Genomic DNA, 24,742 nt, shown 5'->3' on the forward strand with positions numbered 1-24,742 from the left:
CTGGCCGGCGCGTTGTGCGCCACGCCGGCGATGGCGCAGGAACTCACCGGAACGTTGAAGAACATCAAGGATACCGGGGCCATCACGCTCGGCTTCCGGGATTCGTCGATTCCCTTCTCCTATCTCGATGACAGCCAGAAGCCGGTCGGCTACGCCATGGACATCTGCTACAAGATCGTCGATGCCGTGAAGAAGGAGCTCAAGCTCGACAAGCTCGAGGTCAAGCTCAATCCGGTGACGTCGTCGACCCGGATTCCGCTGCTGGCCAACGGCACCATCGATCTGGAATGCGGCTCGACCACCAACAACGCCGAGCGCCAGAAGCAGATCGCCTACACCAATACCCACTTCCTGACCGCGAGCCGCTACGTCTCGAAGAAGTCGAGCAAGATCAACTCGATCGACGATCTGAAGGGCAAGGCGGTGGTTTCGACATCGGGCACCACCAACATCAAGCAGCTGACCGAAGCCAATGCGGAAAAGAAGCTCGGCGCCAACATCATTCCGGCCAAGGACCACGCCGAAGCCTTCCTGATGGTCGAGACCGACCGCGCGGTGGCGTTCGTGATGGACGACATCCTGCTGGCGAGCCTGGTTGCCGGCTCAAAAGCGCCGGATGATTACGTGATCTCCAAGGACGCGTTCTCGAAGCCGGAGCCCTACGGCATCATGCTGCGCAAGGACGACCCGGCCTTCAAGAAGGTGGTCGATGCCGCCACATCCGCGCTCTATAAGGGCGGCGAGGGCCAGAAGATCTACGACAAGTGGTTCACCCAGAAGATCCCGCCGAAGGGTCTGAATCTGAACTCGCCGATGAGCGCGGAGCTGAAGAACCAGTACGCCAAGCCGTCGGACTCGCCGGATCCGGACGCCTACAAATAAGCAAACAGATGCTTCTGCCCATGCAATGGCCCAACCATTGCATGGGCACGTTTCGGCGACGTAGCGGACGGTAGGCCTTCGTGAATTACAATTGGAACTGGAGCATCTTCTTCGAACCGGCCCCGGGCGGGACCGGCACCTATTTCGATATGCTGCTGTCGGGGCTGTGGCTGACCATCCAGACCGGGATCTTCGCCTGGATCATCGCGCTGATATTCGGCTCGATCGTCGGCGTGTTGCGGACGCTGCCATCGAAGACCGCCTACTGGATCGGCTTCGCCTGGGTCGAATTCTTCCGCAACATGCCGCTTCTGGTGCAGCTTTTCCTCTGGTTCTTCGTGCTGCCGGAACTGCTGCCGCGGAGCTGGGGGCTGTGGCTGAAGCAGATGCCTAACGCGCCGTTCTATACCGCGGCGATCGGGGTCGGCCTGTTCATGTCGGCGCGCGTCGCCGTGCAACTGGCCGCCGGCATCGCCTCGCTGCCGCGCGGACAAAAACAGGCCGCGACTGCGCTCGGGCTGACGACGTTTCAAGGTTATCGCTACGTATTGCTGCCGATTGCATTTCGAATCATCATGCCGCCGCTGACCTCGGAGTTCCTCAACACCATCAAGAACACGGCGGTCGCGATCACCATCGGCCTGATCGAGCTGACCGGCCAGGCGCGATCGATGCAGGAATTCTCGTTCCAGGTGTTCGAGGCTTTCACCGCCGCGACCGTGATGTATCTCTTGATCAACATCGTCGTCGTCACCGGCATGCGCTTCCTCGAACGCAGCCTGGCGATCCCCGGCTATATCACGGGGAAATAGCGCATGTTCGCCAGTTTCGATTTCGACGTCATCCGCCGTTCGCTCGGCTACCTGTTTCTCGACGGCATGGCGTTTACGCTGACCCTGACCGCGCTCTCTGCGCTCGGCGGGATCATCTTCGGTACGCTGATCGCGCTGATGCGGCTGTCCGGTTTCAAGGTGCTCGGCCGGATCGCCGGGCTTTACGTCGACTTCATGCGGTCACTGCCGCTGGTGCTGGTGATCTTCTGGTTCTATTTTCTGGTGCCCTATCTCGGGCAATGGCTGACCGGCGCGTCGCGTCCGATCAGCGTCGGCGCCTTCACCTCCGCGCTCGTCACCTTCATCATGTTCGAGGCGGCGTATTTTTCCGAGATCATGCGCGCCGGCATCCAGTCGATCTCCAAGGGCCAGCCTGCCGCAGCCAATGCGCTCGGCATGACCTACGCCCAGACCATGCGCTACGTCGTGCTGCCGCAGGCGTTCCGCAACATGTTGCCGGTGCTGCTGACCCAGACCATCGTGCTGTTCCAGGACACTTCGCTGGTCTACGTGCTGTCGATGCCGGATTTCCTCGGCGCTGCGAGCAAGGTTGCGCAGCGCGACGGCCGGCTGGTCGAGATGTACCTGTTCGCGGCGGTGGTCTATTTCACGATTTCCTGCGTCGCCTCGTTTGGCGTCCGGCGCCTGCAGGCGCGTATCAGTATTGTTCGTTAGGGAACGCGCATGATCGAGATCAATCACGTCAGTAAATGGTACGGGTCGACCTTCCAGGCGCTGAAGGACTGCACGACCAAGGTCGCCAAGGGCGAAGTGGTCGTGGTGTGCGGCCCGTCGGGCTCGGGCAAGTCGACGCTGATCAAATGCGTCAACGCGCTGGAGCCGATCCAGGAGGGCGACATCATCCTCGACGGCATCAAGGTCAATGATCCGAAGACCGACCTGCCCAAGCTGCGCGCCCGCGTCGGCATGGTGTTCCAGCATTTTGAACTGTTCCCGCACCTGAAGATCATCGAGAATCTGTGCCTGGCGCAGGAGAAGGTACTGGGCCGGTCCCACGACGAGGCGATGGCCAAGGCCGCCAAGCTGCTCGACCGCGTCGGATTGAAGGTTCATGCCAACAAATACCCGGCCGAACTGTCCGGCGGACAGCAGCAGCGCGTGGCGATTGCACGCGCGCTGGCGATGGATCCGATCGCCATGCTGTTCGACGAGCCGACCTCGGCGCTCGACCCCGAAATGATCAGCGAAGTGCTCGACGTGATGGTCGATCTGGCCCGCGAGGGCATGACCATGATGGTCGTGACCCACGAAATGGGCTTTGCCCGCAAGGTGGCGCATCGCGTGATCTTCATGGACCAGGGCGAGATCGTCGAGGATGCGCTGAAGGACGACTTCTTCGGCAAGCCGCGCAGCGACCGCGCGCAGAAATTTTTGTCGAAGATTCTGTCGCATTAAGCCTGACCGTCATTCCGGGGCGCGCGAAGCGCGAGCCCGAAATCCATAACCACGATCGGGAGTATGGATTCCGGGCTCGCGCCAAAGGGCGCGCCCCGGAATGACGTTGAGGGTTTATCCGCATTAGCAATTTGCGTATATGAGTCCTCAATCCCTCTTCGCGCTCTCAGGAGACTCCGCTTGGAACAGATCGCCTACGTCAACGGTTCATTCGTGCCCATGGCCGACGCCAAGGTGTCGATTCTCGACCGCGGATTCCTGTTCGCCGATGGCATCTATGAGGTCGCGGCCGTGCTCGACGGCAAGCTGATCGACAATGCCTCGCATTTGGCGCGGCTGGAGCGTTCGGTCGGCGAGATCGAGCTGGCGCTGCCGGAGACCATCGAACGGATTCAGGAGATCCAGAAGGAACTGGTGTCGCGCAACAATCTCGTCAACGGCATGGTCTATCTGGAAGTGACACGTGGCGCCGACACCGGCCGCGATTTTGCGTTTCCAAAGGGCGTCAAGCCGACGCTGGTCATGTTTACCTCCGTGAAAGACATCATCAACGCACCGTCGGCCAAGACCGGCATTGCCGTCATCACCGTGCCCGATCTGCGCTGGACCCGCCGCGACATCAAGAGCGTGGCGCTGCTGGCGCAGGTGCTGGCCAAGCAGGCGGCGGCCGCGGCCGGCGCCGGCGAAGCCTGGATGATCGAGGACGGCAAGGTCACCGAGGGCGGCTCGTCTTCAGCGTTCATCCTGACGCAGGACGATGTGCTGGTGACGCGGCAGAACGGCAGCGAGATCTTGCCGGGCTGCACCCGCAAGGCGGTGGTCAAGCTGGCCGAAGAACGCCAGCTCCGGATCGAGGAGCGCGCCTTTACGGTGGAAGAAGCGCTGGCCGCGAAGGAAGCTTTCATCACCAGCGCCTCCGTGTTCGTGCAGGCGGTGGTATCGATCGACGGCAAGAAAGTCGCGACCGGCAAGCCCGGCCCGATGACCGATCGGCTGCGCGAAATCTATGTCGAGTTCGCCAAGGCGACCGCGGTTTAGGCGCTACCGGTCTTCGGCTTCAATATCGATGTGGGGCGCCGCCAGGTTTATGGGTATGCGGCCCTGATCGACCACGAACTTTGGTGGATGCGAACATGAGAATTCGGCGCCACACGAAAAGCCTTGTTGCGTTGCTCGCGCTAGTCGCGGTTTCCGTCGCGTCGAGCGCGAAGGCCTTCGCAGCCTATCCTGACCGGACCATCAGGATCGTCGTGCCGTTTGCACCGGGCGGCGGCACTGACGTGATCGCGCGGACGCTGGCGCAGGAGATGGCAAAAGATCTTGGCGCTTCCATCATCATCGAGAACAAGCCGGGCGCGGGCACCATCATCGGCACGCAGTCGGTCGCGGCCAGCGCGCCTGACGGTTACACGCTGTTGATGGCAACCTTTGCCAACGCGGTCAATCCAAGCCTGAACGCGAAGCTGCCTTACGATGCGCATAAGGATTTTGCGGCGGTTGCGTTGATCGCGCGTTCCTTCAACCTCGTCGTGGTCAATCCGGCGTCGCCGATCAAATCGATTGCCGACCTGATTGCGGTGGCCAAGGCCGAGCCCAATAAATTGTCGTACGGAACCTATGGCACCGGCACCTCGGCGCATCTGGCCGGCGAACTGTTCAAGCACATGGCCAAGGTCAACCTGACCGCCGTGCCGTACAAGGGCGCGGCGCCCGCGATCACCGACCTGCTCGGCGGACAGATCCAGGTGATCTTCACCACAGTCGCCAGCGCCGCCTCGCTGGTCGCGGCCGGCCAGTTGCGCGCAATCGCGGTGACGTCGGCCGAGCGCTCGCCGGCCTTCCCGGAATTGCCGACGGTGTCGGAAGCCGGCGTTCCCGGCTACGCGGCCGAGGCCTGGTATGGCGTGTACGCGCCCGCCAAAACTCCGCCTGACATCATCGGCCTCCTGAACAAATCGGCCGCCAAGGCCGTCCAGTCGGAGGCATTCAAGAAGCTCGGCGTCAACGAAGGGCTTGTCATGGTGGCGGAGCCGCCCGAAGCACTCGACCGCTATTTCAGCGTCGAGGAAACGCGCTGGCGCAAGGTGATTCAGGACGCCGGGATCAAGATCGAGTAGGCGCGCTAACGTTTATCCGCCACGAACCTGTTGCGCAGGGTGCCGATGCCGGTGATGTCGATCTCGACCACGTCGCCGGCCTTCAGATCCGGCGAGGCGCCGTCGGTGCCCATCCAGATCACGTCGCCCGGCCACAGCGTGAAATATTTCGTCAGCTCGACGATGAACGGCACGATGCTGAAGATCATCTCGTTGGTGCGGAAGCGGCCGGTTTCCTTGCCGTTGACCCGGATCGCGGTCTCCATCCGGTCGAGGTCGACGTCGGTTTCGATCCAGGGCCCCATCGGCTTGAAGGTGTCGGCGTTCTTGGATCGCCACAGCGAGCGATCGGCCTTCTGCCAGGTGCGTTCGCTGACGTCGTTGCCGATGGTGTAGCCGAACACGCAGGACATCGCGTCGGCTTCGGTCAGGTGTTTTGCCTTCTTGCCGATGACGACGACCAGTTCTCCTTCGTAGTGGATTTTCTCGGTCGCGGTTGCCGGGATCACCACGTCTTCATCATGGGCGATCAGGGCGTTCTGCGCGCGGTAGCCGATCTCGGGACGATCAGGCACGTTCGGAACCGTGCCGGCCTTGTCGGCGGCTTCCTTCAGATGCTTCAGATAGTTCAGCCCGACGCAATAGAACGTGCGCGGGATCAGCGGCAGTTCGATCTTCACTTCGCTGAGTGCATGGGTTTGCGCGCCGCGCTGCCATTCGCCGAAGGGGTCGCCGCTGACTGATACGACCTTGTCGCCCTCGACGAGGCCCCAGGATGTGTTGCCGGCGGCGGTGAATTTGAGCCAACGCATGAAGTGTCCTTTGTTTTATTCGGCTGCGGCCTGAGGCCTGGTTTTCCAGGCGCCGGCTTTGGTGCGCGGCAGGCCGAGATTCTCGCGCAACGTCTTGCCGGCATAATCCTTGTGAAACAGGCCGCGGCGCTGCAATTCCGGCACGATATGCTTGACGAAGTCGGCGTATGAGCCGGGCACGATGGTGGCCGCGATGACAAAGCCGTCGCAGCCGCGCTCGACGAACATCTCCTCCAACTTGTCCGCAATCTCCTTCGGGCCGCCCACGATCGCGTCCTGCACCTGGCCGCGGCCGGAGAAGGTGACGAAGTCGCGCGCGCTGGGATTGGCCTTGCCTGAATTCTTGAGCACGCCGTCGCGAATGCCCAGGATGCCCTGCATGCTCTTGAGCTCTTCTGTTGTCAGGGGCTCGTCGAGCGGCTTGGAGGCGAAGTCGTAATTCAAGGCTTCCGCGAGCAGCGACAGCGCGTCGATCTGCAGCGGCAGCTTGTTGATGACCGCCATCTTGTCCTCGGCCTCGCTCCTGGTCGCGCCGCAGACGGGTGTGGTGAGGTTGCAGAGGAACATCTGGTCGGGATCGCGGCCGGCCTTCGCCGCTTCGTTGCGGACCGCGGCATAGCCCTCCTTGGCGGCGGCCACGTTGCGCGCGGCGGTGAAAATCACCTCGCCCCATCGTCCCGCAAAGCGCTGGCCGCGGCCGGACGCGCCGGCCTGGATGATGACGGGATGGCCCTGCGCCGAGCGCGGCACGGTGAATGGACCGCGCGACTTGAAGAATTGGCCCTTGTGGTCGAGCCGCCTGACCTTGGCCGGATCGGCGAAGCGGCCGCTGTTCTTGTCCATGATCAGCGAGCCGTCTTCCCAGGTGTCCCAATGGCCGAGCACGACTTCCATGAATTCGTCGGCGCGGTCGTAGCGGTAGTCATGCTCGAGATGGGCATCCTTGCCCATGTTGTGAGCCTCGCCGTCATTGAGCGAGGTGACGACGTTCCACCCCGCGCGTCCGCCTGTCATCAAATCGAGCGTGGCGAAGCGGCGCGCGACGTCGAACGGCTCGAAATAGGTGGTCGAGCAGGTCGAGGCCAATCCGAGTTTCTCGGTGACCATGCCCATCGTGGTCAGCACCACGATCGGATCCATCTTCACGCAGCGGATGCCGTATTCGACCGTGTGGGCGTGGTCGTTGCCGTAGCGGTCCGGCATCGCCAGGCGATCGTCGAAGAACGCCATGTGGAATTTACCGGCTTCCAGAATCCGGGCGATCTCCTGATAGTAATCGGCCGACATCGAATCGTCGCGCGATTCCGGGTGCCGCCACGAACTCGGCAAATTGGTGCAGTTCTGCGCCTGCAGGAAGCCGACCATCGCCATTTGCCGTGTCATATCGTTCTCCCTGTATCGGCCAAGCGTCGCTTCATGTCAGATCGAGTTCGGCTGCGAGCTTGTACTCGCCGGCCAGCGCGCGCAATTTGTCCCAGGTCGCGTCCTCGATTTCGATGCCGGAAACCTTGCGCTGCTGCTCGCGGATATACTCGACCTCACCCGGATAGAACACGCCGGTGGAACCTTCGGACGTTGGCGTCTCTTTCAGATAGCGCGCGAATTCGGCGACTTCCTTCTTGAAATCCTTCAGCGGGCGGAACGCCGCGACGTTGAACACCGCCATGAAGCATCCGTCATTGTGGCGGCCGGTCGGCTCGACGCCGAAGCCCAGCCCGGTGAGCAGCCCGCACAACACCTCGACCATCGCGGCAAGGCCGCTGCCCTTGTAACCCTCGCTGCCGCCGAGCGGCAGCAGGGCGCCGCCCTTCCTGTACTCCCTGGGGTCGGTGGTGTGCCGTCCCTCGGCATCGACGATCCAACCCTTCGGGATTTCCTCGTTGCGCGACACGGCCAGCGCAATCTTGCCAGCGGCGACGGCGGAGGTTGCCATGTCAAGATAAAACGGCGCGTCGAGATCAGAGGGAACGGCAATCGAGATCGGGTTGGTGCCGAGCCGTGCCTCGCGGCCGCCGAAGGGCGCCACGATCTTCGGCGAGCGGCCGGAGTCGGCGGTCGCAATGCCGATCATGCCCTCCTGCATCGCCATCAATGGATAGGCGGCGAGCCGACCGACATGGCTTTGGCGAAACACCGTGCAGGCGGCGACGTTCGCGGTCTTCGCCTTCTCGATCGTCAGCGCCATCGCCTTGGCGTTGATGTGAAACCCAAAACCCCAGTGGCCGTCGATCACGGTCGTGGTCGGCGATTCCTGCACGATGGTCCACTTCGCTCCGGGCACGATGTGGCCGGCCTTGACGCGGTCGATATAGGTCGGGATCGCGATGATACCGTGGGAATCGTGGCCGGCGAGGTTCGCGTTGACGCAGCCGACAGCGACCGCTTTGGCTTCCTCGTCCGATGCGCCGACAGCCCTGAGCAGTGCCGCGCCGATGCGTGTGAGACGGTCGGCCTGGACGATCGGCATGGGTTTTCCTCATCGAATGCCCGCGAGCAGCGGGTCTTGCTTGTTGTTGTCGAAGCATGGTCTCAAAGCGGTGGCATGAGAGCAAGGGCAGAATGTCCGTACCGGCATGCCCGTGAGGCGGGCTCGCGCGGTTCGGATTTCATCTGACGAAAATTGGCTACCGTCGCAGAGGGCGTTACTCGCGGACGCGCCGTCGCTCTCATGGCTGACAAATCGTGAACGGAACCGTAGTTCTTCGGAGAACGGGCTTGCGATGTTGGGCGGTCATTTACTCTGAATCGCAACTTCCGGCCGCCAATAACGACCATTTAGGCGTCTTTCGCGCATAAATTTCCGTGGGGCAGCAGGCCCGTATTGTCTGCTGGGAGCTCGAGAGCCGTGAAGACCAGTATCGCGCGTACATTTGCAGCGTTGAATGCGACTAACGAAGCGATCCTGTACGCAAGATCGCCGGAAGAACTGTACGAAAAGGTCTGTGAAGCCGCTTTCTCCAGCGGGGACTTCCTGGCGACGGCCGTCTTTTTGCTGGACCCTCATACCAATCTGCTGCGGTTTGCGGCCGGTTTCGGCGAAGACACCGCAAGGCTGCGCGGCATCGACATTTCGATCGTGGCGGATACGCCTGAGGGCTCCGGGGTTTGCGGGCAGGCCTTTCGCGATCAGAAGCTCTGCGTCAGCAACGATTATCTCAACGACGCGCATTCGCTGGCCTGGCGCCAGGGTGCCGCTGCCGGACAGGTCGGCGCGGCCGTCGGGTTGCCGCTGACCCGCAACGGCCGCAGCATCGGCGTCTTCCTCGTCACGCGGCGCGAAGCCGGGTCGATCGATGCCCCCGTCGTCGCATTGCTCGAACGCATGTCGGCGAACATTTCATTCGCCCTCGACAATTTCGATCATGAAGCGGCGCGCAAGGATGGCGAGCGGACGATGCGGCGTCTGAACCGGATGTTCGGCGCCATCAGCGCGACCAATGAAGCGATCCTTCGCGCCAAGACCGAACACGAGCTCTACCAGCGCGTTTGCGATGCCGCCGTTTACAGCGGAAAGTCGGTCGCGACGGTGGTCCTGCTGTCCGAGCCGGATTCAATCTGGCTGAAGCCTGCGGCCGGCAGCGGCGAGAGCCTGGATCTGCTGACCCGGACGCGCTTCTCGATCGATGCCGACAATGACTACGGTAAGGGCGTTGCCGGTCAGGCGTACCGGACGCAGCGGCTTTGCGTCAACCACGACATCTCGCAGGGTGGCCCGTGGCAGCAGGCCGGACGCGAGGCCGGCGTCGTCGCCTGCGTCGCCGTGCCCCTGATCAAGGCCGGACAGAGCGTCGGCGTCGTGATGTTCTTTGTCGGCAAGGCATGGGCGGCGGATGAGGAGATCATCGCGCTGCTGGCGCGGATCGGGGAAAACGTCTCGTTCGCCCTCGAAAACTTTGAACGCGCCAACGCCAAGGCGAAAGCCGACGAACAGAAAGAACGGTTGACGCGGATGTTCGCGGCGCTCAGCGCGACCAATGAAGCGATCATGCGGGCCAGGTCGCGCACCGAAATGTTCGAATTGGTATGCACGGCCGCGGCACACGGTGGCCGGTTCAATTCGACCAGCATCCTTCTCGTCAGGCCTGACAGCGATTCCTTCAACATGGTTGCCTCGGCCGGGCCGACGGCGGAAAACGCCCGCCGTCTGAAGGTCTCGACCAGCGCGGCTGTGCCGGGAGGCCGCGGGGTCTGCGGGACGGCGTTCCGTTCCCGGCAGGCCTGCATCAATAACGATTTCCTGGCTGGCCCGCGGAACGATGCATTCGATCAGGTCATCAACAGCGACGGTGCAAGGTCGGGCGCCGCGTTCCCGTTGCTGGTCGACGGGCGGATCGTCGGTGTGATGCTCTTCATTTCCTCGCAGACGGAAACGTTTACCGCGGAGTTTGCCGAACTGCTGCAGCGGCTGGCCGACAATGTGTCTTTTGCGCTCGAAAGTTTCGATCGCACCGACGAGAAGGCGAAGACCGAGCAGCAGAAGGAGAGCCTGACACGCATGCTCGCGGCGCTGAGCGCGACCAATGAAGCGATCGTTCGGGCGGGATCGCGCGACGAACTGTATCAACTGGTTTGCGAGGCGGCGGCAACAGGCGGCAGGTTCACCTCCACCACCATCGCGCTGGCAAGGCCGGGCAGCGATTTCATGGAAATCGTGGCCGGCGCCGGTCCGACCGGCCAGAGCGCGCGTCAGGTCACCCTGTCGATCAATGAAGCGCATCCGGAAGGGCGCGGTGTCTGCGGCATCACGTTCCGCACCGGCCAGGCCTGCATCTTCAACGACTATCTTGCGGATCCGAGGGCCGCGGCATTCCACGCCAAGGCCCGCCGGGAGGGCTCCAGATCGGGCGCCGGTTTTCCGCTGTTGGTGCGAGGGCAGGTGGTCGGCGTCATGCTCTACGTCTCCTTGCACAAGGACGCGTTCACGCCTGAATTTACCGAGCTCCTGCAACGGCTCGCCGACAACGTATCGTTCTCGCTGGAGACGTTCGAGCGGGCCGACGAAAAGGCGAGGACCGAGGAGCAGAAAGAACGCCTGACGCGCATGCTCGCGGCACTCAGCGCGACCAATGAAGCGATCGTGCGGGCGACGACCCGCGCTGAGTTGTTCGATCTGGTGTGCCAGGCCACCGCAAACGGCGGCAAGTTTACCGCTACTTCCATTGCCCTGACGAGAACGGACAGCGATTATCTGGACATTGTCGCAGCCGCCGGACCGACCGCTGCCAGTTCGCGCGAGGTGCGGGTGTCCGCCAACAAGGCCCATCCGGAAGGACGCGGGTCCGCCGGCATGGCGATCCGCTCGGGCAAGCCCTGCATCATCAACGACTACCTGGCCGACCCGCGCAGCCAGGTGTTCCATGCGCGCGCCCGCAGGGATGGGACCCGTGCGAGTGCCGCCTACCCGCTGCTGGTGCGGGGGCGGGTCGCCGGCGTCATGATCTTCGTTGCGATCGAGAAGGATACGTTCACGCCGGAGTTCTCCGAACTGCTGCAGCGGCTCATCGACAATGTATCGCTGGCGCTGGAGAATTTTGACCGCGCCGACGAAAAGATGCGAGCGGACGAGCGGATCGAGTATCTGGCCTCGCATGACAGCCTGACCAACCTTCCTAACCGCGAGATGTTCAACGGGATGCTGCGCCGGGCGATCGATGCCGCGGAGCGCTATCAGCGGTCGTTTGCGGTCCTGTTCATCGATCTCGACCGGTTCAAGGTCATCAACGACTCGCTGGGCCATGACGCCGGCGACATGCTGCTGGTGGAAATCGGCGGCCGGCTGCGCAACGCATTGCGTTCGAGCGACGTGGTGGCGCGGCTCGGCGGCGACGAATTCGTCGTGATCCTGGAGGAAGCCGCCGAACGTCACGAAGTCGAACGCATCGCCGGCGAACTCCTGTCCGTGCTGAGCCAGCCGCTGCAGCTCAGCGGCCACGAGTGCCACACCACGGCCTCGATCGGCATCGCGATGTATCCGTCTGACGGCGCCGACATGCAGACGCTGACCAAGAACGCCGACATGGCGATGTATCTTGCCAAGGAGGACGGCAAGAACAGCTTCCGCTTCTTCACCAGGGAGATCAAGGCGCAGTCGATCGAGCGTCTGACGCTGGAGAGCGCCCTGCGCCGCGCGCTGGAGCGTGACCAGTTCTCGCTGCACTACCAGCCGAAGGTCGATATGGCGAGCGGTCAGATCACCGGCGTCGAGGCTTTGTTGCGCTGGAACCATCCCGATCTCGGCCTGGTATCGCCGGGGCAATTCATTCCGCTGGCGGAAGAGACCGGGCTGATCGTGCCGATCGGCCGCTGGGTGCTGACGGAAGCCTGCGCGCAGAACATGGCCTGGCAACGCCGCGGCCTGCGGCCGGTGACGATGGCCGTCAACCTGTCGCCGCGGCAGTTCGCCGACGCCAATTTGTTGCATGATGTCGACGAGGCGTTGCTGGCAAGCGGCATGTCGCCGGTGCTGCTGCAGCTCGAGGTCACCGAAAGCATGGTGATGCGCAACGTTTCGCGGGCGATCAAGGTGCTCGACGCGATCCAGAACCGCGGCATCCGGCTTGCAATCGACGATTTCGGCACCGGCTATTCGTCGATGTCGCTGATGAAGCAATTCCCGATCGACACCATCAAGATCGACCGTTCCTTCGTGCGCGATCTGCCTGTTGATTCAGAGGACCAGGCCATCACGCAGGCGATCATCAGCATGGGCAAGGCGCTGGGGATGACCGTCATCGCCGAGGGCGTCGAGACCATCGAGCAGCAGACGTTCCTGCGCAATCATGCCTGCGATGAAATGCAAGGCTTCCTGTTCTCAAAACCGCTGCCGCCGCAGCAGATGGCGGATATGCTTCGAGCCGAGCCGCTGCTGGCCTCGCCGCCGCTGCAACCCGACGCCGGCGATGCGCGTCAATCGGCTTCGCCCTCAAGGCTGGAAAGCACTGTCATCTGACGGCTGCGCATGCAAATCGCGCACGTCGGAGTCCGTGGACCTCACCTTGCGCGAAAAGTCATAGGGCCAGGGCTGGATGACCTGCCCAGCCAGGGAATGGAACAGGACGCCCGCGCCGTCGGCGTAAGTCGCGCCATCGGGCAAACCCAATCTGGCGCTCCAACGCGCCGGCAGCGCCTGGGCGATATCCCGTACCTCGACCGCCGGTCCCCACCACCAGGCTGGAGCGGGCGGCCGGTCATCCTCAGCGAGGGCGCGCCATCGCCCAAATTCGACGACAACGCGCTCAAATTGCAGTTTTGCCGCCGGATGCATCGGAAGGCCCTGTTATCTTGCCGATGATAACTTCATCCGCAGCCGGCACAATACATGGTCAGGGTTACTGCCTGCCGTGTTGCCAGTGTGACGTCACATCCGCGCCTGATTTGTTGAGGTGAACGTGCTGGTCGACGTGATCGACCCAATCCACCGGAATGAAGTGATGGTGCTGGCCGTCCGGCGAACTCTGCTTGGTCAGCTTGATCTTGTCGGGTCCCTCGAGGTGATCGACCTTTCCGACGGTCTTCTTGTCGGACGAGATGACATCCATATGTTCCTTGATCTGCGAAGCGACCGCCATGTTGCGTCTCCGTTGAATGAACAGGCATTTGAAACGCGCCAATTCCGGAAAGGTTGCTGATGCCCGTGGCTCTTGAACAAATGTTCCCAAGCCACCTTAACCGTTCGGTAACCATAGCTTCGCTTATCCATGGTTCCACGGGAGCACAGGCATCACTTGCACGAAATTGATCGCCGGAATGCCGCTGCCGTTTCATGGCTTCGTCATGGGATCGAGCGCGGGTTTCATCAATCACTGTTTATCTTAACAGCGAAGCGTTGTTTGAAGCCCTCAAGCGATCATCTATTATATCAATCTGATCGGGATCGACCCCGATCGCCGGTCACACAAGACATCATGACGGGAAGTGGCGTGACTAAAAGCGTAGCATTGATGACCCCGACCTATCGCGGCGATCTCGATCGCTTCGAATTGCTCTGCGAGAGTCTCGATCGGTTCGTCAGCGGATACGAACGGCATTACGTCATCGTCAATGACGACGACCTGCCGTATTTTGCCCGGTTCGAAAATAGCCGCCGCACCGTGCTGCCGAGCTCGCGCTTCTTGCCGTCCTGGCTGAGGGCATTGCCGCCGTTTGTCTCGCGCAAGGGGCGCAGGACGTGGTGGTCGTTCCGGTCGGGCCCGCTGCACGGCTGGCATATCCAGCAGCTTCTCAAGATCGCGGGCGCCTTGCACCTGCCGCATCAGCGCTATTGCATCGTCGATTCCGATAACACGTTCTTTCGTCCGTTCGATGTCGCCGCCTATGCCGGCGCGGACTTGACCCCGCTCTATGTCGATCGTCTGGCGATTCCGGCCGATAAGCCGTCGCATAATGTCTGGGTCCGAAACAGCGATCGCCTTTTGGGCGGCAGCCCCACCGCGTTCCCGGCCGACGACTATATCGGCAACGTGCTCGTCTGGGACAGATCGACCTTGCGCGACATGACCGCCACGATCGAAGCGGTCACCGGAATGCCGTGGGCGGTGGCGCTCGGCAAGACGCGCTCGTTCTCCGAGTACATCCTCTATGGGTACTTTGTGAACCAGTCGCCGACCCACCGGGCGACGCACCGGCTGACCACGCAAAGCCTGGCGACTTCCTACTGGGAGCCGGATCAGCTGGATGAAAAAGCGGTGGTCGCCATGATCGAGAAGTCGCCGCCTGACGTCGTCGCACTTTGCATCGAGTCGTTCTCGGCAACCCCGGTATCGCTTATCCGCAAGGTCGCGGGTTTGTCGAATAACGACGCGCCGTTGCAGCCGCAAGGTCCCGCTTCGGCGCAGGGCGCGAACGCGGTCATGACCAGGGAAGCCGTCTGAGGCGTCGGACGGCCGTGCCTGCAACAGTTTCCACCTAGACCTTCGCCGCTTAGCCCAACAGCCGGGCGGCATTGCCGCCGGTGGACCGCTTTTGTGCGAACTCAGCCGGTCTTGAGCGGGTGAGCTGTCTTGTGCCAGGCCCAGGCGGTGCGGATGATGGTCGCTAGATCCGAATAAGCGGGGCGAAAGTGCAATGTTTCGCGCGCGGCGGAAGCGTCCGCGACCAGATAGGTCGGGTCGCCGGCGCGGCGTGGCTTGACGACGTGCGGCACCTCGCGCCCGGTCTCGCTCGCGATCGCCGCGAGGATCTCCCGCACCGAAAATCCCTTGCCGGTGCCGAGATTGAAGACGCCGCCGGAATGCCCATCGAGCAGGAGCTTCAGCGCCAGCACATGGGCGGCGGCAAGGTCGGTGACATGGATGTAGTCGCGGATCGCGGTGCCGTCCGGCGTCGCGTAATCGTCGCCGAATACCGCAAAATCCGGCACGTGTCCCTGCAGCGCCATCATCGCGCGCGGAATGAGATGGGTTTCCACCTCGCGCTGCTCGCCGATGCCGCCGGCGGGATCGGCGCCGCTGGCGTTGAAATAGCGCAGCGCGAACGAGCCGAGCCCGTAGGCCCCGCGATAATCTGATAGCACGCGCTCGATCATCCATTTCGAGGCGCCATAGGGATTGATCGGCGCGCAGGGATAGTTTTCGGGCAGCGCCTTGCTGTCGGCATTGCCATAGACGGCGCCGGTCGACGAGAATACCAGGCGGCTGCAGCCGGCCTCGCGCATCGCATCCAGCAGCGCCAGCGTGCCGGCGAGGTTGTTGACGTAGTATTTCTGCGGGTCGACCACGGATTCGCCGACCAGGCTGGACGCGGCGAAATGCATGACCGCGACGATGTCGTGCTCGGCGAAGGCGCGCGCCAGCGTGGCCTTGTCGGCGATGTCGCCGGTAACCAGCGCACCCGCGACGAAGCTGTGATGGCCGGTCGAGAAATTGTCGTAGCAAACGGGGAGATAACCAGCCGCATCAAGCGCCCGGCAGCAATGCGAGCCGATATAGCCCGCGCCGCCCGTGACCAGGATGGCCGGACGATCGCTCGCCAGACCGGCGCCCATCAGTCCCGGGCCCGTTCGGTGGCCGAAGGCCGGCTCTTGTTGAACAGCAGATAGAGCGCGCGCGGATTGGTGGTGAAATAGCGCCAGAACAGCCGGCGCGGCTCCAGCCAGATGCGCCAGGCCCATTCGAGCCCTACCGCCTGCATCCAATACGGAGCGCGGGCCCGGCTGCCCGACAGGAAGTTGAACAGTCCGCCAGAGGTCTTGATCACGCCGACCTTGAACAGGCGCGAGGTGTATTCCTCGACAAAGGCCTGCTCATAGGGAACGCCAAGCGCAAGCCAGAGGTAATCGGGCGCCAGCTCGTTGATTTCGTCGACCTTGGCCCGCAGCGCGTCGCCGCGGAGGAAGCCGTGCGAATGTCCGATGATCTTCAGGTCCGGATAGCGCTTGCGAACATTGGCGACGGCAGCGGCGTTCTCCGCCTCATCGGCGCCGAACATGTAGAAGGTCAATCCGGCCGCCTGCGCCTTGCGGGCGACGACGTGGAACAGGTCGGTGGTTGCGACCCGCTCGGGGAGCGGCGTCGACGATTTCAACCGCGACACCGTCACGAGCGGCTGGCCGTCGGCATTGATCAGATCGGCGGAGCGAAACAGCCGGTCGGTCATCGGTTCGGTGGAGCAGCGCGCCAGCACCTCGCCATTGGCCGAGGTGAGATACAGCGGACGAGCGAGCCGGCGTTGCGGGAACACCATCTCGATCATGAAGTCCGCGGTCTGCTCAAGGTCGAGCACGGCAAGCCGCAGCCCGCCCAGTGTGATTCGGGGAACGCCGGCAGTAGCGGCTCTCCCGAGGGGATTCAAGCGACGCTCACGCATACTGTTTGTCTCGCTGACGGTTGACGGCCGTGGGGTTGAGTTCGTTGATGACGACACCGACCAGCTTGCGTTCGGTCTCGCCGAGCGCGGTGATGATGTCTTCCATGTTCTCGTTGATGTCGAGCTTGACCGGCAGGATTGCGACCAGCCCGTCGGTGGCGTCGAACAGCGCGTGGTCGGCCGGGCTCCACGGCATGGCGGGCCCGTCGAGGACCACCAGATCGTAGTCGCCGCCGATGCGCGCCTGCGCAATCGCGTTGCGGATGGTGTCGCTTGCCTTGATATCCGAGGCCTTGAGGGCCGGCAGGATCGAAATCCCGTTCGCGGTCCTGACGGCGCGCGCAGCCTTGGCGGCAATATTGAGCCAGCCGAGACGGCCGGTCTCTTCCTTAGCCAGGTGGGCCACCTTGTTCGACAGCGTATAGTTCTTTTGATCGGCATCGATCAGCAGCACCCTGGCGCCATCGCGGGCGGCCGAGAGCGCGACATTGAGCGCGGCAATGCTGCGGTCCTCGCCATTGCCGGCGCCGATCACGGCCATGACGGGCGCGGTGTCCTTGGCGACGCGCGTCGCCAGTGCGGTCCGGATTTCGCGCATGGTGTTGAGGAATGTCATCAGCGGGAAGCCGGCCCGGAGCGTCGGCCAGCCGAGGCTGACGACATCGGGGGTGCCGCCCGTCGCCAGGATTCCGCCGAGCGTGCGTACCACGTCCGATTCCTGCAGCCGGGTGATCGACGGCTTCGCGATCAGGCTGACGGCGGGCTGCGGGGTGGCCGACGGTTGCCTCGTGGCCGCGGCAGGCGTCGGATTTTGCGCGGCGGACGAGGCCGATGTCCTGACCGGTGTGTTGGGTCGAACCGGGTTGGCGCCGGGCGCCAGCTGGTCGACAGCGATGATCCACGCAGCCGAGGCGAGCCCGCCCAGCATAAAGCCGATCATGGCGAACAAGGCCATTCCCGGCGGGAAGGTGCGCCGCTGCGGCACGGTGGCGTCGCCGATGATGCGGGCGCTCGAGGTGTTCAGCGTCTCCTGCTCCTCGGTCTCGCGCGATCGCTTGAGGAACGACTGGTAGACGTCGCGGCTGGCTTCGACGTCGCGTTCGAGTTCGCGCAGCTTGACCGCGGCCTGGCTCATCTGGACGCTCTGGCGCTTTTGGGTCTCGAGCGCCTTGTTCAGGGAAGCTTCGTAATCCCGGGCGCGGGTCAGGTCATTCTTCGCCGCCTGCAAAAAGCGATCGGTTTCCTCGCCGATGGTCCGGCGCAGATCCTCGACCTGCTTCTCCATCTGGCGCAGGGCGGGATGGCGCGGCCCCAATTCGCTCTGCAATTCGGCCTGGCGCTTCCTGGCTTCGGCATATTGCGAACGCAGATTGGCGATGGTCGGCGATTGCAGCGCCTCCGGAATGGCGCCGGCGTCCGCCGACGTCTTGCGGCTGGCCGCGATCTGATCGTATTTGGCCTGCGCGTCGAGCGTCAGCGCCCGCGCCGCGGCAAGCCGCTGGTTGCTGGCGGAGAGCTGCTGGTCGCTGATCAGCGTGTCCTGCGTGCCGACGAAATTGTTCTGCGCCTTGTAGACCGCGAGCGTGTTCTCGGCGGTGCGAAGCCGATCCTGCAATTCCGTGAGCCGGCTGGAAAGATCGCTGGTGGCGCGACGGACCCGCGCGGCCTGCGATTGGGTATTCTCGGTCAAATAGGCCTTGGCGATCGCATTCGAGAGCATCGCCGCCTTCACCGGGTCGATCGACCAGACCTCGATGTCGACGATGAAGGTCTTGTCGGTCTTTTTCACATTGATGTGGCGGATCAGGGTTTCCAGCGCCGCCATCTCGACGAGCTTGCGCTGCTCGGCGGTCGGGCGCAGTTCGATCCCGAACAGGCCGAGCAGCGATCCGAACAGGCCCTTGCCGCTGCCGCCGCCGAACTCAGGGTCCTTCTCGAGATGGGTCTCGCGGATCACCTGCAACAGCACGTTGTTCGATGTGATGACGCGCCCCTGGCTCTCGACCACCATCGCAAGGCCGGACAGGTCCGGCGCGCGCGGCGTGAGTTCGCGATCGACCAGCTGCAATTCGCGGGGATCGACGTAGAGCTGGGCCGTTGCGGTATATTTCGGTGTCAGGCTCTTGCCGATCGCCACCGCGACGCAGGCGCAGAGCAGCGCCGCCGAGGCGATCGCGATCTTCCGCCGCCACAGCAGTTGAACCAGATCGAGCACGCTGAAGCCACCCAATGCCGGCGTTGCGGCGGGCCGGGGGTCAGGTTTGGCCTGATTTATCGGCTCGTCATAGATAAGCATCGACCCCAGCTTCCATTCCAACTGCCGCACACATCGGCTGAGGGGTTACTCTTCGCCTTACGCCACGCGCGCGGGACTTCAACGCGCCAAAAACGCAACAGGGAAAATTAACCATACTCATTGAGGGACTATTCACCGAAATGGCAAACAAAGCGTTTATGCGCGGGCGCATCGCAATGCCTCCGCCATCGTCAAAGCCGGAATTTTCCGGCGCGCTGCCACCTCCAGGGCATGGTTGAGCAGGGCTGGCGAGCAGCCCCAGGGGCTCGGCCGTTCAGCAACGTCGTGGCCGTAGAAAATTAACCATCCGTTATTGGTTTCGGCATCGTCGAACGCGCGCTCGATCCCGGCGCGGTTCATCTGGCCGTCGATCAGCGGCACGGCGCGAAGGAACTGCAGATCGATTTCGCCGCTGTTGATACCCGGTACGATGCTGCGGCAGGTCTGGAACTGGTCCTTGAGCTGGTTCTTCCGGCCGAACGATCCCAAGCCGTAGGGATAGGCAAAGGTCTCAGTCTCGATAGAGGCGTCCAGCGCGCGGAGGTAACCCCGGTTGCGCATGATCTCGCTGGCGAGGGAGGCCACATCGAGATCGCTGGCGCGCAGGTGCGAGAACGTATGACAGCCGATCTCGTGGCCGCGGCGGTAGAGCGAAAGCAGGTCGTCGGCGTCGCCGGCCGGCCATTCGCGCTTTTCGACGCCAACTAGGCCTCCCGACACATAGAATGTGCCGCGCGCGCCGTGCGCCTCGAGCAGATCCGCGCCGGTTGTCGCCGCGCTTTTCGGCAGATCGTCAAAGGTAAAGCTGACCATCGGCGTGGCATTGCGCATCCGGAAGAAATTGGCGTGCAGGTGCATCGCCAGCCGGTGGCTGACTTTTACTCGCGCCTCTGAGAACATCGCGTTCATTCTCAGCGCTTCCTCAAGATCACGTGATAGTCGCCGTGCCGCACGTCGGTCTTGCCGGGCAGGAAGACGTTCATCACCTTGGCGGCGGCGTCGATCAGGCTTGCGAACAGCGGCTTGCGCCGGCGCATCTCCGGATAGCGCGGGCTCTCATACTGCTTGCAATAAATCATCTGCAGTCCGTGCCGGTCGGCGAAGGTTTCCAGGTTCGCCAGCGTGACAAGCGGATGAAAATGAGTCGGGAACGGCGCGCAGCCGGGCAAGCCGGCGTTCTTGTCGCCGCGGATATGGCGGTAGAACCAGACATGGAACCAGTGCGGCGAATATTTGGTGACGACGCCGGACAGCGACCTTGGATTCGGCGCGCCGATCAGGATCAGTCCGTTTTCTTTTAGCGCCTGGCAGAAGCCAAGCAGCGCCGCTTCCACGTCGGGCACATGCTCGATCACGTTGTAGCAGATCACGAGATCGAAACTGTCGGGCGCGAAGCGATGGATCTGGATGTCGCCGAGGATCGTCTCCTGCGCGTAATCATTGTTGCGGATCTGGTCTTCGTCGATATCGACCACGGTGACATGAGCGCGTCGGAGCACGCTGAGCGGCAGGAAGCTGGTCGAGCCGCCGCCGGCCTCATAGATCTTGAGATCGGTCGCGGGCAGTTTGGCCTCGAGAATGCTGTGAACGGTCAGCAGACTCTGCCGGGCCTCGCCGGGCGGCAGGTCGAGCAGCGACTGCGGATGCTGCGCGGCCGGCCGGTCGGCGGCGTCAGTGAAAGCCGAATGAAGGGGATCGAGGGCAAATGTCTTGGTCATTTGTTCTTATCCGTTGATGTTTGCGAATTTGGCCCGGAACATCGCGAAGCCGGTTTTCAGACGGCCGCGAATCCGGGAGATGTCGAACAGCCAGCACAGGGCCGCGTAGGTGACGAGTCCGGCACTGGCCAGCACGGCGCAGGCGGCGAGATCGGCGACGTGCAGGTGTCTGTCGAGCGCCGCGACGGTCAGCGCCATCGCCAGTCCGGCGATCATGATCAGCGCCAGCCGGCCGAGCGGCAGCGGGACCTTGAAGGCAAAGCGGCTGAGGATCAGCGCGCAGGAAAATCCGACCACGTCGGCGCCGAGCCGCGCCCAGGCCGCGCCGACCGTGCCGTAAAGGCTGACCAAGATGTAGGACAGGATCACATTGGCCGCGATGATCGAAGCCGTGTTGATCAGATAGAACGAGTTGCGTCCGGAGAGCAGGAAGCTGGCGTGCAGATATTGCTGGGTCAGGATCTGGAAGACCACGGCCACCGCGATGATCGGCATGGTCTGCGCCGCCAGTTCGCGGAAATCCGGCCCGAGAATGATATTGGCGACATGGGTGGAAATCACCGCAAAGCCGAGGCAGGCCGGCAGCGTGATGCTGAGCAGCAACTCGACGCATTCGGACAGATGCGACCGCACTGCCGCGTCGCCCTTGCTGGCGTGAATCTGCACCGCCATCGGGAAGAACGCCGCGGCGGCGCTCATGGCCGGCATCATCAGGGTCTGCCGGACCAGATCGAGCGCGGCGACATATTTGCCGGCGTCCGCCGCACCCACCAGATTGGCGATCATGAAGCGATCGGTGACGCTGGAAATCGCGAGCAGAGTGAGAGAGAGGGTAAGGGGAAGGCCGGTCTTCGCCAGCGCCGCAAGGCCGGTGCCGTCGAACTTGACCTTGGTGCCGCGCCAGGCGGTGCGCGACTGCACCAGCACCGCAAGCAGGTAGGCGAGCGCGGACGACAGCAGCAGCAGGAAGCCAGACGGGCTGACCAGTGCCACGATCATGCCGAGGGCGAGCACGGCGCCGGCGCGGACCAGCGTCGCCTTCATGACCGAAAATGCCATCAGCCGGGCGCGAACCAGATCCTGGGTCAGTTCGAACAGGCCGATCGCGACCGAAAGCACGACTGCCGCCAGCGCCGCATGCGTGTCCAATCCAACCAATCGTCCAAGCACATAGGCGATCGGCGCGGTGAGACAGCAGATCAGGTAGCCCGAGATGACGCGGCCGCGCACGTCGGGGCCGTCGTCGCGGGCGTGACCGCTCAGGATGAGATTACGGAACCAGCCGACGAGGAAAACGCTAATGACGGACGCAAAACCGATGCCCAGCAGATAGACGCCATAATCATGCGGCGAGAACAGCCGCGTGAAAACGAACACGCTCAACAGGCCCAGCAAGGCCGAGATGATGTTGGCGGTCAAATTGATGCTGGCTTGTCCGATCAGCATGCTGCGAGCCCCGCGGAATTGCCCGAGACTCCGCGCCCGAGCACGGCGTCGCACGACGCTACTCGGTCGATCTCGGAAATCTCGTTGACGATGACGTTCAAGGCGGGCTGCTTTCTGGACTCGGAATCCCTTTGCCAGACCCTTGAGCAAGATCGGTGCCGGACGGTTCCGCTAACGGTCGCCGCGATTTGATGTGGTTAATTCTGTGTTTGTCTCACCGTCGCAAGCCGGTTAACCGCGCCCGGTAACCACGATGGAAACGCAATACGTGCGCGAAGCGGCGCTTTTGGCGAGGTTGCCCGGATATTGCAGAAGGCTACTCCGCATCGCCGATGTTCATCGCCAGAAGTGTGCCCCATGACAGATTGTCCGCCATTCCAAGCCAATTTCCCGTTGCCCGCGGAGGTCGCGGTGGCATCAGCCCGTTTCGGCACACCTGGATTGTCCAGAGTGTCTGCTTTTGAAACGGTGAAGGCCGGTCGCGGTTGCGGCAGCGTCGCGAGGTTCCTGCAATGAAGTATCGTGCGGATATTGACGGGCTGCGGGCCCTCGCTGTTGTTCCGGTGGTTCTTTACCATGTCGGTGTGCCCGGTTTCGCAGGCGGCTTCGTCGGCGTCGACATCTTCTTTGTCATCTCGGGCTACCTGATCTGCGGCATGATCGATGCGGACATCCGCAACGGATCGTTCTCGCTTGGCAATTTCTACAAGCGACGAATCTTGCGAATCCTGCCGGCGCTGTTCGTCATGTTCCTGGTGACGAGCGTCTTCGCCTATATCTATTTCTTGCCGGCCGAATTGATTGGCTATGCAAAGAGCCTTGCCAGCGCGATCGGCTCGGTTTCCAATGCCTATTTTGCGCAGACCTCTGGATACTTCGATGCGCCGGCCGAAACAAAACCGCTGCTGCATACCTGGTCGCTCAGCGTCGAGGAGCAGTTCTACTTCATCGCCCCGCTGCTGATGCTTTTTGTCTATCGGCGGTTTCCGAAGCGCGCCAGATTGCTGTTTGCGGTTATCGCTGCGATTTCGTTTGCTGCAGCCATCGCCATGAGCATGAGAAATGCGAACTTTACATTCTATCTCACGCCGTTCCGCGCCTGGGAGCTGGCGCTGGGCGCGATGCTGGCGATCAAATTCATTCCGGTGCCGGAAACCACGTTCTGGAAGAACATTTGTGGCGGAGCCGGGTTGCTGCTGCTGATTGGCGTGATCCTGCTTGGATCGGCATCAGTGCCGCTTCTGCTGATGACGTCACTCGCCTGCCTCGGTGCGGTGCTGGTAATCGCGTCCAGCGAGAGCGGGGTATCGATGGCCGGACGATTGCTGTCACTGCCGCCTCTGGTCGCGATCGGGTTGATATCCTATTCGCTCTATTTGTGGCACTGGCCGCTGATCGTATTCCAGCGCACCGATTTGCTGTTCGGCGCAGAATCCGCAGCGTCGACCAAACTGACGTTGATCACGCTGGCGGTGGGGCTCGCCTATCTGTCGTGGAAGCTGGTCGAATTGCCGTTCCGTTCGATGGCGCGGGAAACATCGAAGGGTGCCGTCTTCGGCGCCGCATCAGCCGCGATGGGCTCGACATTCGCGCTGTGCGCATTGGTGTTCTTCGCGAGCGGCGCGCCATACCGCTTTCCACAACGCGTCGTGGATATCGGCACCTATCTTGCCTACGATTCGTCCGCCGCGTTCCGGACCGGGCGCTGCTTCATATCGGCCAACCGCCAGCGATTCGACGCCGAAACCTGCCTGAAACTGGATCCGGCGCGGCCGAACTATCTGCTCATTGGCGACAGCCATGCCGCGCACCTCTGGTCCGGGCTATCCGCCGCCATGCCGCAGGTGAACATCATGCAGGCGACGGCAAGCGAATGCCGCCCGGCCGTTCCGGCGGAACGGAGAGGCGGATTGAAGGCCTGTCGCGATGTGATGGAACTGGCGTTCAACGACTTCCTCGTCAACAACCGTGTCGACAAGGTCATACTCGCTGCCTCATGGAAGGATGAGGATCTGCCGAACCTGTCGGCCACGCTGGATACCCTGAAATCCAGGGGAATCGACGTCGTCGTACTTGGACCGATCGTCGAATACGCCGCCGCTCTTCCACGCCTCCTGATCGACGGGATTCTTCGCGACCATCCAGCCCTTGCCAGCACGAAGCGCACACCCGGAATTCGGGAGCGTGATCACGTCATGAGCGCCTTGGTAAAGGCGCACGGCGCGAGCTATTCATCCGTCTACGACGCGGTCTGCCGAGATGGTCATTGCGACGAGTTTGTCGAAGCCGATATTCCGATGCAGTTCGACGAGGGGCATCTCACTGACAAGGGCGCAGCCGAAGTCGGCCGAAGGCTGTCTGCTGTCTTCGGTAACAAATTGACGAGGACGTCTAATGTTTCGAACTGAGCGTCCCGCGCCTCGCCGCCGGGTTGGCCTCA

The 24,742-nt window shown here is 62.7% G+C and carries 20 protein-coding genes; 9 read left to right on the plus strand and 11 right to left on the minus strand.

Annotated elements, in window-relative coordinates:
- Positions 1-30: 30 nt before the first annotated feature.
- From JQ574_RS30675 to JQ574_RS30700, 6 genes are all read left to right on the plus strand, one after another.
- On the plus strand, positions 31-882 hold the full coding sequence (locus JQ574_RS30675) for an amino acid ABC transporter substrate-binding protein (RefSeq protein WP_212209662.1): 852 nt from the start codon (positions 31-33) through the stop codon (positions 880-882).
- Between the two features lie 80 nt (positions 883-962).
- Positions 963-1,694, plus strand: coding sequence for an amino acid ABC transporter permease (locus JQ574_RS30680; protein ID WP_212209550.1), 732 nt, complete (start codon positions 963-965; stop codon positions 1,692-1,694).
- Positions 1,695-1,697: 3 nt separating this feature from the next.
- Positions 1,698-2,390 carry an amino acid ABC transporter permease gene (locus tag JQ574_RS30685; RefSeq protein ID WP_212209551.1) on the plus strand — a complete coding sequence of 231 codons (693 nt, stop codon included), beginning with the start codon at positions 1,698-1,700 and terminating at the stop codon, positions 2,388-2,390.
- 9 nt (positions 2,391-2,399) lie between these two features.
- Positions 2,400-3,131, plus strand: coding sequence for an amino acid ABC transporter ATP-binding protein (locus JQ574_RS30690; protein ID WP_212209552.1), 732 nt, complete (start codon positions 2,400-2,402; stop codon positions 3,129-3,131).
- Between the two features lie 180 nt (positions 3,132-3,311).
- Complete coding sequence (locus tag JQ574_RS30695; protein ID WP_212209553.1) at positions 3,312-4,169, plus strand: D-amino-acid transaminase; 858 nt, start codon at positions 3,312-3,314, stop codon at positions 4,167-4,169.
- 95 nt (positions 4,170-4,264) lie between these two features.
- Positions 4,265-5,248: a tripartite tricarboxylate transporter substrate binding protein gene (locus tag JQ574_RS30700; RefSeq protein ID WP_212209554.1), complete on the plus strand. Its 984-nt coding sequence runs from the start codon at positions 4,265-4,267 to the stop codon at positions 5,246-5,248.
- A gap of 5 nt (positions 5,249-5,253) precedes the next feature.
- Here the strand turns inward: JQ574_RS30700 and JQ574_RS30705 are convergent, their stop codons facing one another.
- Genes JQ574_RS30705 through JQ574_RS30715 form a run of 3 tightly spaced genes read right to left on the minus strand, consistent with a single transcriptional unit; the run spans position 5,254 to position 8,506 of the window.
- Positions 5,254-6,039, minus strand: a complete 786-nt coding sequence (locus JQ574_RS30705) for a fumarylacetoacetate hydrolase family protein (RefSeq protein WP_212209555.1) — start codon at positions 6,037-6,039, stop codon at positions 5,254-5,256.
- A gap of 15 nt (positions 6,040-6,054) precedes the next feature.
- The gene (locus tag JQ574_RS30710; protein ID WP_212209556.1) at positions 6,055-7,422 is read right to left on the minus strand and encodes an LLM class flavin-dependent oxidoreductase; all 1,368 of its coding nucleotides are present in this window, start codon (positions 7,420-7,422) and stop codon (positions 6,055-6,057) included.
- 31 nt (positions 7,423-7,453) lie between these two features.
- Positions 7,454-8,506, minus strand: a complete 1,053-nt coding sequence (locus tag JQ574_RS30715; protein WP_212209557.1) for an Ldh family oxidoreductase — start codon at positions 8,504-8,506, stop codon at positions 7,454-7,456.
- A 378-nt stretch (positions 8,507-8,884) separates the two neighbouring features.
- Here JQ574_RS30715 and JQ574_RS30720 point away from each other — a divergent pair, with 378 nt between their 5' ends.
- On the plus strand, positions 8,885-12,988 hold the full coding sequence (locus tag JQ574_RS30720; protein ID WP_212209558.1) for a GAF domain-containing protein: 4,104 nt from the start codon (positions 8,885-8,887) through the stop codon (positions 12,986-12,988).
- On the opposite strand, the gene JQ574_RS30725 is transcribed toward JQ574_RS30720, so the two are convergent.
- Both JQ574_RS30725 and JQ574_RS30730 read right to left on the minus strand, forming a co-directional pair.
- Positions 12,962-13,303, minus strand: a complete 342-nt coding sequence (locus JQ574_RS30725) for a hypothetical protein (protein WP_212209559.1) — start codon at positions 13,301-13,303, stop codon at positions 12,962-12,964. The two genes, JQ574_RS30720 and JQ574_RS30725, sit on opposite strands and share 27 nt — an antisense overlap.
- A 64-nt stretch (positions 13,304-13,367) precedes the next feature.
- Positions 13,368-13,607 carry a DUF2171 domain-containing protein gene (locus JQ574_RS30730; RefSeq protein WP_212209560.1) on the minus strand — a complete coding sequence of 80 codons (240 nt, stop codon included), beginning with the start codon at positions 13,605-13,607 and terminating at the stop codon, positions 13,368-13,370.
- Positions 13,608-13,958: 351 nt separating this feature from the next.
- On the opposite strand from JQ574_RS30730, the gene JQ574_RS30735 reads away from it, so the two are divergent.
- A complete protein-coding gene (locus JQ574_RS30735) occupies positions 13,959-14,909 on the plus strand; it encodes a DUF6492 family protein (RefSeq protein ID WP_312014742.1) in 951 nt (316 codons plus the stop codon).
- Positions 14,910-15,010: 101 nt separating this feature from the next.
- Here the strand turns inward: JQ574_RS30735 and galE are convergent, their stop codons facing one another.
- From galE to JQ574_RS30765, 6 genes are all read right to left on the minus strand, one after another.
- Positions 15,011-16,021 carry a UDP-glucose 4-epimerase GalE gene (gene galE, locus JQ574_RS30740; RefSeq protein WP_212209562.1) on the minus strand — a complete coding sequence of 337 codons (1,011 nt, stop codon included), beginning with the start codon at positions 16,019-16,021 and terminating at the stop codon, positions 15,011-15,013.
- Positions 16,021-16,842, minus strand: coding sequence for a WecB/TagA/CpsF family glycosyltransferase (locus JQ574_RS30745; protein ID WP_212209563.1), 822 nt, complete (start codon positions 16,840-16,842; stop codon positions 16,021-16,023). The genes galE and JQ574_RS30745 overlap by 1 nt, the downstream gene beginning before the upstream one ends.
- Complete coding sequence (locus JQ574_RS30750) at positions 16,835-19,138, minus strand: exopolysaccharide transport family protein (protein WP_212209564.1); 2,304 nt, start codon at positions 19,136-19,138, stop codon at positions 16,835-16,837. Before JQ574_RS30750 ends, JQ574_RS30745 begins: the two co-directional genes overlap by 8 nt.
- Positions 19,139-19,294: 156 nt before the next feature.
- The gene (locus JQ574_RS30755) at positions 19,295-20,047 is read right to left on the minus strand and encodes a polysaccharide deacetylase family protein (protein ID WP_249119705.1); all 753 of its coding nucleotides are present in this window, start codon (positions 20,045-20,047) and stop codon (positions 19,295-19,297) included.
- Positions 20,048-20,049: 2 nt separating this feature from the next.
- Positions 20,050-20,856, minus strand: a complete 807-nt coding sequence (locus JQ574_RS30760; protein WP_212209565.1) for a bifunctional 2-polyprenyl-6-hydroxyphenol methylase/3-demethylubiquinol 3-O-methyltransferase UbiG — start codon at positions 20,854-20,856, stop codon at positions 20,050-20,052.
- Between the two features lie 6 nt (positions 20,857-20,862).
- Positions 20,863-22,302: a lipopolysaccharide biosynthesis protein gene (locus tag JQ574_RS30765; RefSeq protein WP_212209566.1), complete on the minus strand. Its 1,440-nt coding sequence runs from the start codon at positions 22,300-22,302 to the stop codon at positions 20,863-20,865.
- Between the two features lie 512 nt (positions 22,303-22,814).
- Here JQ574_RS30765 and JQ574_RS30770 point away from each other — a divergent pair.
- Complete coding sequence (locus JQ574_RS30770; RefSeq protein WP_212384141.1) at positions 22,815-24,710, plus strand: acyltransferase family protein; 1,896 nt, start codon at positions 22,815-22,817, stop codon at positions 24,708-24,710.
- Positions 24,711-24,742 lie beyond the last annotated feature (32 nt).

It is taken from the genome of Bradyrhizobium sp. AUGA SZCCT0158, assembly GCF_018130065.1.
Taxonomy (GTDB): domain Bacteria; phylum Pseudomonadota; class Alphaproteobacteria; order Rhizobiales; family Xanthobacteraceae; genus Bradyrhizobium.

What these genes read in the sequence shown, in the direction of transcription:
- JQ574_RS30755 (WP_249119705.1), bottom strand. Translation starts at nt 20,047, where the DNA reads ATGAACGCGATGTTCTCAGAGGCGCGAGTAAAAGTCAGCCACCGGCTG.
- JQ574_RS30705 (WP_212209555.1), bottom strand. Translation starts at nt 6,039, where the DNA reads ATGCGTTGGCTCAAATTCACCGCCGCCGGCAACACATCCTGGGGCCTC.
- JQ574_RS30690 (WP_212209552.1), top strand. Translation starts at nt 2,400, where the DNA reads ATGATCGAGATCAATCACGTCAGTAAATGGTACGGGTCGACCTTCCAG.
- JQ574_RS30685 (WP_212209551.1), top strand. Translation starts at nt 1,698, where the DNA reads ATGTTCGCCAGTTTCGATTTCGACGTCATCCGCCGTTCGCTCGGCTAC.
- JQ574_RS30715 (WP_212209557.1), bottom strand. Translation starts at nt 8,506, where the DNA reads ATGCCGATCGTCCAGGCCGACCGTCTCACACGCATCGGCGCGGCACTG.
- JQ574_RS30675 (WP_212209662.1), top strand. Translation starts at nt 31, where the DNA reads ATGGCGCAGGAACTCACCGGAACGTTGAAGAACATCAAGGATACCGGG.
- JQ574_RS30765 (WP_212209566.1), bottom strand. Translation starts at nt 22,302, where the DNA reads ATGCTGATCGGACAAGCCAGCATCAATTTGACCGCCAACATCATCTCG.
- JQ574_RS30760 (WP_212209565.1), bottom strand. Translation starts at nt 20,856, where the DNA reads ATGACCAAGACATTTGCCCTCGATCCCCTTCATTCGGCTTTCACTGAC.
- JQ574_RS30730 (WP_212209560.1), bottom strand. Translation starts at nt 13,607, where the DNA reads ATGGCGGTCGCTTCGCAGATCAAGGAACATATGGATGTCATCTCGTCC.
- galE (WP_212209562.1), bottom strand. Translation starts at nt 16,021, where the DNA reads ATGGGCGCCGGTCTGGCGAGCGATCGTCCGGCCATCCTGGTCACGGGC.
- JQ574_RS30725 (WP_212209559.1), bottom strand. Translation starts at nt 13,303, where the DNA reads ATGCATCCGGCGGCAAAACTGCAATTTGAGCGCGTTGTCGTCGAATTT.
- JQ574_RS30750 (WP_212209564.1), bottom strand. Translation starts at nt 19,138, where the DNA reads ATGCTTATCTATGACGAGCCGATAAATCAGGCCAAACCTGACCCCCGG.
- JQ574_RS30745 (WP_212209563.1), bottom strand. Translation starts at nt 16,842, where the DNA reads ATGCGTGAGCGTCGCTTGAATCCCCTCGGGAGAGCCGCTACTGCCGGC.
- JQ574_RS30770 (WP_212384141.1), top strand. Translation starts at nt 22,815, where the DNA reads ATGAAGTATCGTGCGGATATTGACGGGCTGCGGGCCCTCGCTGTTGTT.
- JQ574_RS30700 (WP_212209554.1), top strand. Translation starts at nt 4,265, where the DNA reads ATGAGAATTCGGCGCCACACGAAAAGCCTTGTTGCGTTGCTCGCGCTA.
- JQ574_RS30710 (WP_212209556.1), bottom strand. Translation starts at nt 7,422, where the DNA reads ATGACACGGCAAATGGCGATGGTCGGCTTCCTGCAGGCGCAGAACTGC.